Raw genomic sequence first — 15,170 nt, 5'->3', positions numbered from 1 at the left:
TGTGTCGTCGAATCGATCGGTGCCGGTCAGTGATTCTGGAACGCCGGCGGCCGCTTCTCGAGGAACGAGACGACGGCTTCCTTGTGATCGCGCGTCAACGAGCTGAGGATCTGCGTACGGTTCTCGAGGTCGATTGCAGCGCGCATACTGGGCGCCTCCAGGTTCGACCACATCACTTCCTTGGTCATCCAGACGCCGAACGGGCTGTTCTGCGCGATGGCCCCGGCGGTGTCCAGCGCGACGTCGAGCAGCTTGTCGGGGGGTTCGACGGACGAGACGAGCCCGATCCGTTCGGCTTCGGCGGCGTCGATGGACCTGCCGGTGAGCATGATCTGCGCAGCCCGGGAGAAGCCGATCATGCGGGGCAGGAGCCAGCTCATTCCGATGTCGCAGTTGGACAGGCCGCGGCGAATGAACGCGGCGTGGAACACCGCGGATTCGGACACGATGCGTATGTCGGACATGAGGGCGAGCGACATTCCGCCGCCCGCCGCGGCCCCGTTGACGGCCGCGATGATCGGTGGCCGCGCACCGCGGAATGCATCGACGAGACCCGCGATGTGCTTCTGCACCCGCAGTCCGAGTTGCGCGCGACCCTCCCCCTCGGTCGCACCCTGCGGGATTCCGTATCCGCGCAGATCCAGACCTGCGCAGAAGGCACGTCCTTCACCGGTGAGCACAATCGCGCGGGTGGTCGAATCGTCCCGCACCTCGGCGAGCACCTCGTGCAGCGCGTCGATGAGGTCGACGTTCATGGCATTGAGCTCGTCCGGGCGATTGAGGCGAATCAGGAGAATGCCCGGCCGCGGCCGCTCGGTCAGGATCGGTGTCGCATCGGACATATGGCTCTCCCCAGGGACGAAGGACTCGACAGAAGAAGACTAATGGCTTTAGATTAAAGCTCGAGGAACCGGCGAGCACAACCGAAGGAGTCCACCATGACGAACCTCGACGGCAAGGTTGCCGTGGTGACGGGAGCCGCGAGCGGAATCGGCGCAGCCACTGCTCACGTGTTCGTCGAGCGCGGGGCGCGTGTGATCGTCGCGGATATCGACGACGCTCGCGGGGAGACCGTTGCTGCCGCCCTCGGTCCCCGCGGTGCCTACCTGCACACCGATGTACGCACCGAATCCGAGGTCGAGGCCGCCGTCGCGCTGGCGGTCGACCGGTTCGGACGGCTCGACTGCATGGTCAACAACGCGGGCCGCGTCGGTGCCTGGACATTCCTCGAGGACACCTCCCTCGAGGAATGGGAAGACGGGTTCGCCGTGCTCGCACGCAGCGTGTTCCTCGGAACCAAGCATGCCGCGCGCGTGATGCGCGACCAGGGCTCCGGCAGCATCGTCAACGTCTCGAGCGTCGCGGGCGTGCGCACCGGATTCGGACCGCATCCCTACAGCGCCGCGAAGGCCGCCGTGCTCCAACTGACCCGGACCGCGGCCGTGGAGCTGGCCGAATTCCGGATCCGCGTCAATGCACTGGTCCCCGGAGGAGTCGCCACCCGCATCGTAGGCCACGGTGCGGGACTCGAGGACGAAGCACTCGACCGCAGCGTCGACGCCGCACGGGGCAGCCTGACGACGTTCCAGCCCATCCCGCGAGCCGGCGAACCCGAGGACCTTGCGCACGCCGCGGCGTTCCTCGCCTCGGACGACTCCGAGTTCGTCACGGGCCAGGCCCTCGGAGTCGACGGGGGACTGACCCTGGGCAAGAAGTGGCCGTCCAACTATCGGGACGAGGCGCAGGCGGCATCGACTCGCGCAGCCGCCGTGGGCGGCATCGACTTGCGCAGCCGCCGTGGGCGGTTGACCAGGTGACGACGCGCCGGGTCCACACGTTCTGCCGCATCTGCGAACCGGGGTGCGGTCTCGTCGCAGACGTCCGGGACGACCAGGTAGTCTCACTGCAGCCGGACAAGGATCACCCGATCCACCAGGGATTCGCCTGCCACAAGGGTGTGCACTTCCTCCAGGTCCACGACGATCCGAACCGCCTCGACCGCCCGCTCAAGCGCACGAATCCTCGCCACGAGGAGGTCGGCGACTTCGTACCGATCGACTGGGACGATGCGGTACGCGAGATCGCCGACAAGCTCGGGGACATCCGCCGGCGGTACGGGCGCAACGCGCTCGCCGTCTACCAAGGCAACCCGTCGGCGTTCAACGGCACCTACTACGCCAACGCGGCGGCACTCGCGCGTGGTTTCGACACCAGGATGCGTTTCAGCGCCGGCACCCAGGATACCTCTGCAAAATACGCTGCAAGCGAGGCGATCTACGGGGCGTCGATGGCGCATCCGATCCCGGATCTGCTGCACACCGACTATTTCCTGTGTCTCGGCAGCAACCCCCTCGTCTCGCACATGACCCTCATGCACATCTCGAACCCGATGGCCAAGATCAAGGCGGTCAAGCAGCGCGGAGGGACCGTCCTGTTCGTCAACCCGCGGCGGATCGAGTCGTCGGGACCGGACACCGGTGACGTGCTGCTGATCAAACCCGATTCCGACTTCTACTTCCTCGCGGCGATCCTGCACGAGATCGTGTTCCGGATCGGGTACGACCGCACCGCGGTGGAGAAGCATGCACGCAACATCGACGGGCTGCTCGATTTCCTCCGGGGGTATCCCGTCGAGCGAGTAACGGCGGCGACCGGCATCGAGGCCGACGTCATCAGGAAGGTCGCCGAGGACTTCTGCACCGCCCCCACCGCCAGCATCTACATGGCGACCGGCGTGAACCAGGGGCGCCAGGGCACGCTGGCGTACTGGATGCTCAACATGATCAGTCTCTTCACCGGCAACCTCGGCCGCCGAGGCGGCAACATCTACTCCCGCGGCATGACCGACGTCGTGCAAAATTCGAAGCGCAAGCGCGAGAATCCGTTCTTCCATAACAGCGTGGGCGAGGTCCGCACTGTCAGTGGGGATCTGCCCGCAGCAATGCTGTCGGAGTACATCGAGACTCGGGATGATCCGATCAGAGCGTTGATCGTCATCTCCGGTAACCCGCTGTTGTCGGTAGGCGGAGAAGAGCGCCTGCGCCGCGCCCTGAAAGACCTGGAACTGATCGTGACGATCGACCTGTACCGCACGGTCACCGGCGAGATGGCGGATTACGTTCTCCCCGCCACGGATTGGCTCGAACACGAGGACCTCAACTTCCTGAACACGATGGGCGTCGCGATGGAGCCCTACGTGCAGTACACCCCCGCGGTGGTACCGCCGAGGGGCGACCGGCGCGACGACTGGTGGATCCTGTCACGAATCCAGCAGGAGATGGGCGTGGAGACGCTGCTCGACAGTCCCGATCCCGACCCCCTCGCCAACGCGGATGCCGCCATGCGCGACTCGGGCCTGAGTATCGAGCGGCTGAAGGAAATGCCTTGCCAGACCGCGGTGTTGCCCGAGGCGGACCCGTCGCACGTGTTCACCATCGCAGTGCAGCACGACGACGGCCTGATCGACTGCTGCCCGGCAATTTTCCGGCGCGCATACCGCACCGCCGAGGACATTCTCGAGGAGTTGTCCACCGAGAGTGCCGACCAGCTCAAGCTCATCACACGCCGCACCCTGTACATGGTGAACAGCTGGCTGCACAACCTTCCGGTACTGAAACAAGGAGTGCACCAGAATAATCCCCTGTGGATGAACCCGGCCGACGCGGAGCGGCGCGGACTGGTAGCCGGTGACGACGTCACCGTCCACAACCGTTACGGGTCGGTCGACGCGGTACTGGCATACGACGAGGCCCTCAAGCCGGGCGTGGTCGCGATGACACACGGATGGGGTCAGAGCTCCGCTCGCAGCCTCGAGGTGGCGCGGCGCCAGCCCGGTGCGAACGTGAACAGACTCTCCCCCATCGGGAAAGACGGATACGACGTCCTCAGCAATCAGTCGCACCTCACCGGCATCAACGTCGATGTCACACGGCGCGGGCACAACGGACCCCGATAGACAAATCTAATGCCTATAGCTTAATGTGGTTTCCGTCACTACATCATTCGGGCAGATCGCCCATCACTCACATCGAGGTTTCGCATGACCGAACGTACGACCGCGGCTGCAGGCCCTCCCCCGAACACGACCTCCGGGCCCTCCCGCGCGGACTCACGACGCGCAAGCCGTGCCGCCTTCGTAGGAACCCTGCTCGAGTACTACGACTTCAGCCTCTACGCCTCGGCGGCGTCGATTGTCTTCGCCAGCGTGTTCTTCACCGGCTCGAGCCCGTTCCTGGGAACACTACAGGCGGTCGCCACGTTCGCGGTCGGCTTCCTCGTCCGCCCGGTAGGTGGCGTGATTCTCGGCAGCCTCGGTGACCGCATCGGACGCAAGAAGATCCTGGTCTTCACGATGCTGCTGATGGGAGGGGCAACCCTCCTCGTCGGGCTTCTGCCCAGTTACGCGCAGATCGGATGGGCTGCACCGGCTCTGCTGGTCTTCCTGCGCATTCTCCAGGGTATCGGGGCCAGCGGTGAGTACGGCGGTGCCGCCCTCGTCGCCGTCGAGTTCGCACCCGAGAAGAAGCGTGGGTTGCTCGGCTCCCTCCCCGGCATGGGCGCGGCACTCGGTGGCGTGCTCGGAACCTTGTCGCTCCTCCTGGTGTCCGCCCTGATGTCCCAAGAGGCCTTCCTCGCGTGGGGCTGGCGCATTCCGTTCCTGCTCAGCGTCGTGATCCTCGCCTACGGCCTGTGGCTCCGTCGTGCCCTGCCCGAGACGCCCGCGTTCCGCGAGATCAAGGAATCCGACGCCCTGTCGAAGAGTCCCATTCTCGATGTGATCCGACAGCAGCCGCGCGCCCTTCTGACCGTCCTTGTGATGACCATCGGACAGACCGGTATCGGCTACTTCTACATCGTGTTCATGGGCACCTTCGGCACCAACCAGCTCGGTTTCGGTAGAACCGAAGTACTGGTCGGCCTGATCGCTGCGCAACTCACGAATACCGTTCTGATCCCGCTCTTCGGAGCACTGTCGGATCGTGTCGGACGACAGCCTGTGATCATGTTCGGCTTCCTCTACAGCGCCGTATTCGCGTGGGTGGGCATTTCACTCCTGTCGGGGGCAGCAACTCCTCCGTTGCTGTACTGGGTGGTCATGGCACTGGGCAACGGGGTCGGAGTCGCCGCCATCTTCGGTCCGATGGGCGCGTACGTCATCGAGTTGTTCCACACGCAGCACGCCTACAGTGGCCTCGGTCTCGGTCGTGAGGCCGGCAACGCGCTCGGCGCGGCAATCGTCCCGGTCATCGCAGTCGCCTTGGCGTTCGACGACACGACGGTGTGGCTCAGCCTCCTGGTCTGCGTCGTCTCGCTGCTCGGTTTCGCAGCAACCGTCCTGTCCCGTACCCGGTCGTCGTCCGTCCTGAAGCAGGACGACGACCGAGCCCCGGTGTCGGTGTAACACCTACCAACACCGTGCGCGTTTCTGGTAGCGAGAGCTACCAGAAACGCGCACGGGTGCAGGGGGCACGCAACCACGATGCGACCCGTGCCGATCGAATCGGCACGGGTCGCATCGTGGTCGGATCTCAGACGCCGACCGGGCCACCCCGCCACACACCGATCTCCTCACCGGAGACGTCGGCGGCGTTGTCGCTCACCAGGAACGACACCGTCGAGGCGATCGACTCGGGCGGAATCGACGGCCAGTGCCTGGTCAGGGCCTCCACGCCGGCTTCGCCTCCCGACGACACGATGTCCGTGGCGACGAAGCCGGGCATCACAGAGTTGACCGTGATGCCGCGACGGGCCACCTCCACCGCCATCGCCTTGGTCATGGCTACGAGACCGGCCTTGGCTGCGGAATAGGCACTCATGCCGGGCGACGGCCGGCGCCCGCCCGACGGGCTGTTCACGAACACCACACGGCCCCAACCTGCGTCGTACATTGCGGGCAATGCGAAGTGTGTACAGTAGAACGCGCCGTTGAGATTGACCGCGATGACTTCGTCGAACTCGTCGGGGGACTGCTTACGGGCCGCACCGGCCTTGTTCATGCCCGCATTGTTGACGAGCACGGTGGGAGCACCCAGTCGGGCCGTCGTGTCGGCGATGAGCCGTTCCGCGTCGGCGGCTTTCGAGATGTCGGCCCTGATTGCCACGGCCTGTCCGCCGTCCGCGACGATCTTCGCGACTACGTCCTCGGCATCGCGCGCACTACGCGAGTAGTTGACCGCGACGGCGAATCCATCGGCGGCGAGCCGCTGCGAGATGGCCGCGCCGATGCCGCGCCCCCCGCCGGTAACGACAGCAACTTTCTGCGGGTTCACCACTGGATTACCGGACCTTCTCGTAGTTGTCGGGCACATCCGCGAAGGTGTCGCGCAACTGGCGCTTCGCGATCTTCCCGCTGGGCATCCGGGGCAGCGGCTCGTCCATGAAGACGACGTAGCGCGGCACCTTGTAGTCGGCGAGGCGCTCGTTGCAGAAGGCGACGACCTCGGATTCCTTCATCTGCGCGCTCGTCCTGACCAGCGCTGCCGGGGTCTCGCCGAACTTGGCGTCGGGGACGCTGATCACCGCGACCTCCTCGACCCCTGGGATCTGGTTGATGACGGTCTCGATCTCGGCGGGCGAGATGTTCAGGCCACCGGAGATGATCATGTCCTTGAGGCGGTCGACGTACGTGAGGTAGCCGTTCTCGTCGAGCTTGCCGAGGTCGCCGGTCTGGAGCCAGCCGTCGATCAGAGTCGCACGGGTGGCTTCCTCGTTGCGCCAGTATCCCGGCATCATGCCCGGTCCGCGCAGCAGGATCTGACCGGTTTCGTTGGGCGGGAGGTCGTTTCCTTCGGGGTCGACCACCCGGATCTTCGTGAAGATGCCGCCCCACCCGCACTTGTCGGGGTGTTCCGCGGCTTCGTCCCGCGGCATTGCGGTGGCCGATCCGCCGATCTCGGTCTGACCGTAGATCTGCCTCAGGGACACCCCTTGGGCCTGCCACTTGTGCAGCAGGTCGACAGGCACGCGGGCACCGCCGACGTGTGCGGTGATCATGTGGCTCAGATCCGTGTCGGCAAATCCGGGCACCTTCGCGATCTGTTCGAAGAGAATCGGGGGCCCGGTCAGGGTGTTGGCCTTGTCCTCGGAGAGGACGCGCAGCGCCGACGACGGGTCGAATCCCGGCTGCAGGAACAAGGTTCCGCCGTGCAGCACGACACGCGAGATGCCCCAGACGATGCCGGCGGCGGTGAACAGCGGCAGCACCAGTACCGGGCGCAGACCGTTCGGCTGAATCGGTTCCATCAGCGACCACTCGTGCATCTCACCGGCAATCGTGGCGTGCGTGAAGATCACACCCTTCGGCTTCCCGGTGGTGCCGCTGGTGAACACGATGGCAGTGGGAGCGTCGAGATCGACGACCGGCGAGCGGTACTTCGCGTGTTCGCGGCCGCGCAGCGGGCGCACATCCTTCTCGAACACGGCGATCGAGAAGGTGTTGCGTGCCTGCTGGACCTCTTCGAGTCGCGGCAGCAGTGCCTCTTCGCAGTAGACCACGGAGGGTTCACAGTCGTCGACGAGGGTGGTGAGCTCGCCGGTGAGCATGCGCTGGTTGAAACCCACGGCGATGGCGCCGACCTTCATGGCGCCGAGCGCGGCCACGGCCCATTCCAGGCTGTTGGCACCGAGGAAGCCCACTCGATCACCCGGCGCGACGCCACGGGAGGCGAGGTCGTGTGCAACACCGTCTGCCCAGCTCGACAGCTCTGCGTAGCTGACGACATCGCCGTCGAAATCGATCGCGGGCAGATCCGGCTTCGACCGAGACCAGTAGGTCAAAGCGTCTACAACGGTGCCGCTCATGTAGCCCTCCATGAATGTGTGTCGTCGATGCGGGCCCACCTCGGTGAGGCGCAGATCACACCCGCCTATTAAATCTAAAGGTTGTTGTTTATTGAGGCAAGTACGAATGGGCGTCCGCACCATGGGCGACGGCGCGCATCGCATCGACCTCGACCAGTTTCCGACGGGCACGGCCTTGGCGACGCCCCTCGGTCCGTTCGTACCGGTCGATGCGCCGCCAGCCGTCGAAGCCGAACGCGTCCGGACAGCGCGTCTCGACGATCGCCGCCAGATCGTCGCCCGTGCGGCTCGGCCGCGACAGGAGGGCGCGTTCGTGGTCAGCAACGATCGCTTCGACGGTCTCGGCTGCGCAATATCGATTGGTCCCGATCACGCCGGTCGGCCCCCGCTTGATCCAGCCTGCTACGTAGACACCGGATATCGGACGGTTGCCGGCCGGATCGACGACGCGACCTGCGACGTTGGGTATCGTTCCGCGGACCGCGTCGAACGGCAGACCCGACACCGGACGGCCGCGATACCCCACCGACCGCAACACCAGAGACGCGTCGAGGTCCTCGCCGGGCCCCGCCTGGCCGTACGGTGCGATCCGCAGACCCTCGACGCGAGTGCCGCCGAGAATCTCGACCGGCGCGGCCTGGAAGCGTAGCGTGATCCTCCGCCTGCCCGGTTGCGGACGCCGGTGCGCGTACTCGGCGATCGTCTGCAGCTTGATCGAGGCGCCCTCCGGCGCGTCGTAACCGCCGTGGACGGTCACGTCCAGCTCGGGCAACGAGCCCAGCGCCAGCAGTTCCGGTGTCGTGAACGCCCCGTGCTCGGGGCCGCGGCGCCCGAGCACCACCACCTCCTCGATCGCGCTGCGGCGCAGTACATCCAGAGCATGCTCCGCGATGTCGCCGGGCACGAGCCGCTCGGGATCGCGTGCCAGGATCCGCGCTACATCCAACGCGACATTGCCGTTGCCGATCACCACGGCGCGACGCCCCGACAGATCGAACGTACGGTCGGCGTAGTCCGGATGCCCGTTGTACCAGGCCACGAATTCACGTGCGGCAAAGCTGCCCGGCAGGTCTTCGCCCGGGATACCGAGCTTCCGGTCGTCGGAAGCGCCGCCTGCGTGGATCACCGCATGGTGGTGGTCGAGCAGTTCGTCGACGCTGAGGTCACGTCCGACCTCCACACCGAGAAATGCGCGGAAGCCGTTGCGGCCGGCGGTACGGGCGAAGACCCGATCGACGGCCTTCGTCGTCTGATGATCCGGTGCCACACCGAAGCGGACGAGCCCACCGACGACGGGGAGCCGCTCGAACATGGAGACCTCCACGTCGATGTCACGCCGTTTCAGCAATTCCTCGGCAGCGTAGAAGGCGGACGGACCGGAACCCACGATCGCCACCCGCAGCGGACCGGGCCGCTCGGCGACGACGACGGGCTCCTTCGGCACCTCCGTCGGGCCGGACACGGTCGGGTTCCCCAGGAAGTATGCGGCATTGAGATCCTTGTAGATCTCGGTCTCGGGTGTGAGATCGCTGTCGGGCGCGATCGCCTCCACCGGACACACGTCGGCGCACGCCCCGCAATCGATGCAGGTGTCCGGATCGATGTAGAGCATCTCGGTGCGCGCGTACTGCGCTTCGTCGGGAGTCGGGTGAATGCAGTTCACCGGACACACCGCGACACACGTCGCGTCGTTGCAGCAGGCTTGGGTGACTACGTATGTCATGGATACTCCGGTTGATCGTGTGCTTCCGAACTCTGTTCCGGCGGGAGGAAGCGGTGGCCGTAGCGGTCGGCAAGTTCGCGGGCGCGAGCCGTGAATCCCTCCGCACCACCGGTATAGGACCGCCTGAACGACACGACCCCACCGGTGTGCGCGGGGAATCCGATGCCGAGAACGGATCCGGTGTCTGCGTCGGCCTCGGAACCGATCACACCTTCGTCGAGACAACGCAGCGCTTCGATCACCTCGACGAAGAGCAACCGGTCGCGCATGTCGTCGACCGGGATACTCCGGGTCGTCCCGAACACGTCGCGAAGGCCGGGCCACAACCCGATTCGCGTGCCGTCGGTGTCGTACTCGTAGAATCCGCGTCCCACCGATCGACCGACTCGACCGTGCTCGTCGATCATCCGGTCGCGGACACGGTCCGCACCACTCGCCCGCCACGCGCCGCCGGCGGTCCCGACAGCGGCTCGGTTCTCTCGCTGCACCGCGCGGTTGAGGGTCAACGTGATCTCGTCGAGCAATTGCAATGGCGGCACCGGGTATCCCGCTTCGAGCGCCGCACGCTCGACGAGGACCGGATCGATTCCTTCCCCGACCGCGACCATCGCCTCGTCCAGATAGGGCTGCATCACCCGGCTGGTGAAGAACCCCCGGCTGTCGCGCACCACGATGGGCGTCTTCCCGAGCTTCCGTGAGTACGTCAAGGATGCCGCGAGAGTGGTCTCCGACGTGCGCGTACCGGTGATCGTCTCCACCAACGCCATCCGGTCGACGGGCGAGAAGAAGTGCATCCCGACGAAGTTCTCCGGACGTGCCAGCGTGGATGCGAGCGTTGTGATCGGCAGGGTCGACGTCGTCGACGCGAGGAAGGTGCCCGGGTCGGTGACGGCCTCGACCGACTGCAGGACCTGTTGTTTGGCGGCGACGTTCTCCGCCACGGCCTCGACCACCAACGAGGCCGGCGCGAGGTCCGAAACCCGTTCGGTAGGCGTGATGCGGGCGAGCAACGCCTGTGAGACCGCCGTATCCGTCGTCCCGGCCTGCAGTGCACGCATTTCGCGCCGGTCGGCGTACGCCCTTCCGCGGCGCGCACCCTCGAGGGTCCGCGCAACGAGCACGACGTCGGCGCCGGCCCGTGCGCACGTGTACGCGAGGGCCGATCCCATCATCCCGGCGCCGACGACACCGATCGTGGTGCCGGTCAGAGCACCCGACTCCCCGGTCATGACTGCGGCCTTTCCACGCGGGTGACGTCGACGGGGAAACCGTTGAAGATCGGGGCGCCTGTCAGCGGCTCGACCACGGTGTCGTCGACCAGGGCATTGACGTTCGCACCGGGTGCAGCGGCCGAGCGAGTGGTGCGGAGACCACGGCCGTCGTGACCCCACCCGTGCGGCAGGCTCACCACGCCCTGACGCATCGCGTCGGTGATGCGCAGTTCGGCGACGACAGCGCTGGTCTTCGATGCGATACGCACCGTGTCGCCGTCCACGAGGTTGCGTGCGGCAGCGTCGAACGGATTCATGAACAGCGCACACTGACCTGTGTCGGGCTGTGGCAGCGCATTGTGCAGCCAGGAGTTCATACCGCGACGCTGTCGCCGGTTGACGAGGACCAGCTCCGGCACGGGTTGTGCCAGCGTGTCACGCAGGCGCGGCAGGTCGGCGATCAACGCATCGGGGACGAGGTTGATCCGTCCATTCGGGGTCCGCAGCACCTCGGGGATTCGCGGTTGCAACGGCCCGTAGTCGATGCCGTTGGGATTGCGTTCGAGCAGTTCGAGGGTCAGTCCGCCGGGAACGGCACCGAACCGGTCGCCGTACGGGCCGCTGCGCAACCGCAGGTCGAGCAGCCGCTGCGGGCCGGTGCGGCCCGCGGTCGCCCGTACGACGTCGTCGAGTTCGCAGCCCGCGAGCTTCGCTGCGCGACGGATCGCTGTGGTGGCGACCTCGTCGTCGAGCTCGGTGACCGGCCGCTCCGGTTCGCCACGGACGATTGCCGCGAGGCGCAGCAAAATCTGCCACTCGGGGACCTGGCCCGGACTCGGCTCGAGCAACGGGGCCGTGTACCGGGCCACATTGCGCACCTGGAAGTGGGTGAGCGCGAGGTCGTGGTGGCCCCGCGTCGTCAGCGGTGGAGGTGGCAGGATGACATCGGCATAGCGGGTCGTCTCGTTGAGGTACCCGTCGATGCACACCATGAATTCGAGATCGGCCAGGGCGGCCTCGACAGCGTGGCTGTTCGGAAACGACCGTGCCAGGTTGCCGGAGATCGTGATCAGGCTCCGCACCTGTCCCGGGCCCGGGGTCAGGACTTCCTCGGCGAAACAGACCGCGGGGATCTCTCCCATCGCCTCCGGCATGTTCCGGACCCGCGACCGCCATCGGTCGAACACGAGCGGAGCCTTCGGGTTGGCGGGCCAGGTGGTCGGACCGCCTGCCGGTGGCACGGGGAACATCGCGCCCCCCGGCCGATCGAGGTTGCCGGTCACGATGTTGAGGATCTCGACCATCCAGTTGGCGACCGAACCGAACTCCTGTGTGCACGAACCCATCCGGGAATGGGCAACGGCCGAGTCGGCAGCGGCGAAATCCCGTGCGATCCGGCGGATCACGTCGGCGTCGATTCCGCAGATCTCCGCGACCGCGTCCGGGGTGAACTGTTCTGTGAGCCGAAGGACGTCGTCCAATCCGTCGACGTACCCGGTCAGGCGCCCGGGCGCAGCAAGCCCCTCGGTCGCGATCACCGAGACGAGTGCGAGCAGGAGAAACGCATCGGTACCGGGCCGGATGGCGAGATGGAGGTCGGCGACCTCCGCCGTCCGGGTGCGCGCCGGGTCGACTACCACCAGGGTGCCACCGCGCTCTCGCAGCGCTTCCAAACGCCTCCCGATTCCCGGCGCGGTGACGGTGCTGCCGTTCGACACGAGCGGATTCGACCCCAGGATCAGCAGATACGACGTGCGGTCGATATCGGGGACCGCCATTCCGAGCCCGGTTCCGTAGAGCAATGCGTTCGCGTAGTTCTTCGGAAGAGTGTCGATGCTGGCGGGCGAGTAGACATTGCGGGTGCCGATCGCCGAGATCAGCGGCAACGTGTAGAACGACGGGTCCAGGTGGTGCGCGGCCGGGTTGCCCGAGTAGACAGCGCAACTGTTGGGGTCCGCCGCGATGATCGGAGGCAGTCGCCGACCGATCTCGGCAAACGCCTCGTCCCACGTTGCCTCACGGAAATCGTCCCCGTCGCGGATCAACGGAGTGCGGATGACGTCGGGGTCGTTCTCCAGTTGCCCGAGGCCCAGCCCCTTCGCGCAACTGTGCCCTGCGGTGAACACGTCGTCGGGGTTCGGCCTCACCGACGTCACCGTGCGTCCGCCGAGTTCGAAGAGCAGACCGCACGTCGCTTCGCACAGCGGACAGATGCGTGCGCCGACCGTCGTGGCGGAAGTGTCAGTGAGCACCGGCGGGGACCTCCGATTCGACGGCCACCGGCACCGCAGTCATCACCGGCATCGCGTTGATGTTCTGGACTCGGTCGTAGCCGGTCAGGTCGTTGACATTGCTGCCGACTCCGCGGGGGTCCGCGTCGGCGTCGGAAGCACCCCAGCAGTGGGTCATCGAGACCGTGCCCTGTCGGACGGTGGGGTCGGCGTGTGCGACAGCCCGGATACGGCCGTGGGCCGAGCGGATGCGCACGATGTCGCCGTGTTCGATGCCGAGCTGCCGGAGGTCCTGCGGATTCACGTGTGCGGGGTTGTAGCCGAAGCGTGCGAGCCCGCTGACATCCCGGCCCACCGAATTCATCAGCTCCCGCATGCGGCGCACCGTCAGCCGCATGGTGAGCCCGCGTTGTGGCGTCGACTCACCCAGTGCAGCAGCGATTTCTGCGCTCACATCGTCCGGGCACAGGGCGAGGCGATGTTCGGACGCTCCTTCTGCGGGCGGACCGACCACCTTCTCCTCCGGAGGCGCGAGCGTGCCGCGTCGTGCCGACATCACTTCGTCCATGGATACGCGCCCGCGTTCTGCGAACATCGCGAGCATTTCGTCCGAGGTGGGCGGCGCGTCCGGATCGAGCACCCGCCCGGCGAACTTCACCGTGTGCCCGGCCGCAGAGGCAAGGCGGAAGAAGAACTCCCAGTCCTCGATCACGCCTGCGGGCGGAGCCACGAGTCGTGGTGTGTATTGCGCGAAGGGCCGGGCGAAGAAGAACTCCATCAGCAAGGTGTGGTCGGGTCGCTCGTACGCCATCGTCGGCGCGATCACATAGTCGGCCAGCCGGGCGGTGTCGGACATTCGCGTGTCGACGCACACCAAGAGCTCCAGCTCGCTCAGTGCACGTTCGACCTTCTCCCGATCCGGCAGGGCCCGCGCCGGGTTCCCGCCCGAGACCACCAGTGCCCGCACCCGGTCGGCGCCCGGCTCGAGGATCTCGTCGGCAAGAATGCCCGACGGCAGCTCGCCGTTCATCGTGCCGATCCCGCCGATGCGGCTGCGGAACCCGGATTCCCAGGTCCGGTACGGCGGACGAACCTCTGCCTTCAACGGGGTCGTCCGTGCGAGAACGTTGCGGTTGGGTGTCACCTCGCCTTCGCGGAGGTACCGACCGCAGACGACGTTCAGGCACGCGGCCAGGTGTTCGGCGACATTGGAATGCGGGCCCATGCACACCCCGGTGCCCGTTGTCGCCATGCCCCGCCGCCCCGCCGCGAACATCCGGGCCGCGCGGATGACATCGGCGGCCGGCACGCCCGTCACCGCTTCGGTGTGCGCCGGTGTCGCCGGTGCGACCGCCGCGCCGAGCTCCTCGAGGCCGTCTGCGAAGCGCTCGCAGAACCCGTGATCGTGACAACCCTCGGACAGGATCACGTGCAGCAGTCCCGCGAACAGTGCGGCATCGGTGCCGGGGCGGAGCTGCAGGTGCAGGTCCGCACGAACCGCAGTTTCGGTGCGCCGAGGATCGACGACGATGAGCTTCAGCCCTCGCTCGCGCGCCCTGCGGATCGTCACGGACGGGTTCTGAGTGATCGCGCCGTCCCCGTCACCGCCGTTGAGCGACACCATCGGGTTCGTGCCGGCCAGCAGCCACACGTCCGCGGTGTCGAAGCGCTGGCGCCCGCCGAGATACTCCCCCATCCGCGACTGCACGATCCACTTGGCGGACTGATCGATCGTCATGGTCGAGAACAGTTTCCGGGATCCGGTGGTGCGGAACCACGCCCGCGCCATCGGGCCGGTCAGCGCCGCGAAGTTCTGCTGGGTTCCCATGAACAATGCCAGTGCGTCCGGACCGTGCTCCCCCGTGATCGCTTCGAGGCGCTCGGCAATCTCCGCGATCGCCACCTCCACCGGGATGGGCTCGAAGTTGCCGCCGGGGGTGCGGCGCATCGAGGTGGTGAGCCGATCCGGCCCCTGATGGAAGTCGCCACCACGACGTCCTTTCGGACACGAGTAGCCGCCCGACAACGGGTGCAGTCCGTCGCCGACGATGCCGAGGATCCGATCGCCGTCGACCTCCACCCGCACCCCGCACGAGGCGGGGCACAGGCGGCAATAGGACAACTTCACCGGCACTGTCCGCTCCGTCCGCTGTTCGGCAGAGGCGATGGGCTCTGCAGGATGTGATGATCGTCACCGACGTCATC

The 15,170-nt window shown here is 66.6% G+C and carries 10 protein-coding genes; 3 read left to right on the top strand and 7 right to left on the bottom strand.

All coding sequences use genetic code 11. The annotated features are described in order from the left end of the window. Positions 1-26: 26 nt before the first annotated feature. Positions 27-842, bottom strand: a complete 816-nt coding sequence (locus HFP48_RS06225) for an enoyl-CoA hydratase-related protein (RefSeq protein WP_168579231.1) — start codon at positions 840-842, stop codon at positions 27-29. Between the two features lie 96 nt (positions 843-938). Between HFP48_RS06225 and HFP48_RS06220 the strand changes: the two genes are divergently transcribed. The 3 genes from HFP48_RS06220 (at position 939) to HFP48_RS06210 (ending at position 5,401) form a co-directional block, all read left to right on the top strand. Beyond that, entirely contained in the window at positions 939-1,817 is an 879-nt protein-coding gene (locus HFP48_RS06220) for a glucose 1-dehydrogenase (RefSeq protein WP_168579230.1), read from the top strand. Continuing rightward, positions 1,814-3,955: a molybdopterin-dependent oxidoreductase gene (locus HFP48_RS06215; RefSeq protein ID WP_168579229.1), complete on the top strand. Its 2,142-nt coding sequence runs from the start codon at positions 1,814-1,816 to the stop codon at positions 3,953-3,955. Before HFP48_RS06220 ends, HFP48_RS06215 begins: the two co-directional genes overlap by 4 nt. Before the next feature lie 84 nt (positions 3,956-4,039). Next, the gene (locus tag HFP48_RS06210; protein ID WP_029541610.1) at positions 4,040-5,401 is read left to right on the top strand and encodes an MFS transporter; all 1,362 of its coding nucleotides are present in this window, start codon (positions 4,040-4,042) and stop codon (positions 5,399-5,401) included. 127 nt (positions 5,402-5,528) lie between these two features. Here the strand turns inward: HFP48_RS06210 and HFP48_RS06205 are convergent, their stop codons facing one another. From HFP48_RS06205 to HFP48_RS06180, 6 genes are all read right to left on the bottom strand, one after another. After that, entirely contained in the window at positions 5,529-6,269 is a 741-nt protein-coding gene (locus HFP48_RS06205) for an SDR family NAD(P)-dependent oxidoreductase (protein ID WP_168580526.1), read from the bottom strand. 7 nt (positions 6,270-6,276) lie between these two features. After that, entirely contained in the window at positions 6,277-7,800 is a 1,524-nt protein-coding gene (locus HFP48_RS06200) for an AMP-binding protein (protein ID WP_168580525.1), read from the bottom strand. 88 nt (positions 7,801-7,888) lie between these two features. Then, positions 7,889-9,523 carry an FAD-dependent oxidoreductase gene (locus tag HFP48_RS06195; protein WP_168579228.1) on the bottom strand — a complete coding sequence of 545 codons (1,635 nt, stop codon included), beginning with the start codon at positions 9,521-9,523 and terminating at the stop codon, positions 7,889-7,891. Continuing rightward, complete coding sequence (locus tag HFP48_RS06190; protein ID WP_006936338.1) at positions 9,520-10,752, bottom strand: 3-hydroxyacyl-CoA dehydrogenase family protein; 1,233 nt, start codon at positions 10,750-10,752, stop codon at positions 9,520-9,522. Before HFP48_RS06190 ends, HFP48_RS06195 begins: the two co-directional genes overlap by 4 nt. After that, positions 10,749-12,986 (bottom strand): molybdopterin-dependent oxidoreductase, encoded by a 2,238-nt coding sequence (locus HFP48_RS06185; RefSeq protein ID WP_043799793.1) that lies wholly within the window; start codon positions 12,984-12,986, stop codon positions 10,749-10,751. The genes HFP48_RS06190 and HFP48_RS06185 overlap by 4 nt, the downstream gene beginning before the upstream one ends. Next, positions 12,976-15,099, bottom strand: a complete 2,124-nt coding sequence (locus HFP48_RS06180; RefSeq protein ID WP_168579227.1) for a molybdopterin-dependent oxidoreductase — start codon at positions 15,097-15,099, stop codon at positions 12,976-12,978. Before HFP48_RS06180 ends, HFP48_RS06185 begins: the two co-directional genes overlap by 11 nt. Between the last annotated feature and the right edge of the window lie 71 nt (positions 15,100-15,170).

It is taken from the genome of Rhodococcus sp. DMU1 (assembly GCF_012272955.1).
GTDB classification, from domain to species: domain Bacteria; phylum Actinomycetota; class Actinomycetes; order Mycobacteriales; family Mycobacteriaceae; genus Rhodococcus; species Rhodococcus aetherivorans.
Note: the sequence above shows the minus strand (reverse complement) of the source record. Positions and strands in the feature narration are given on the sequence as shown.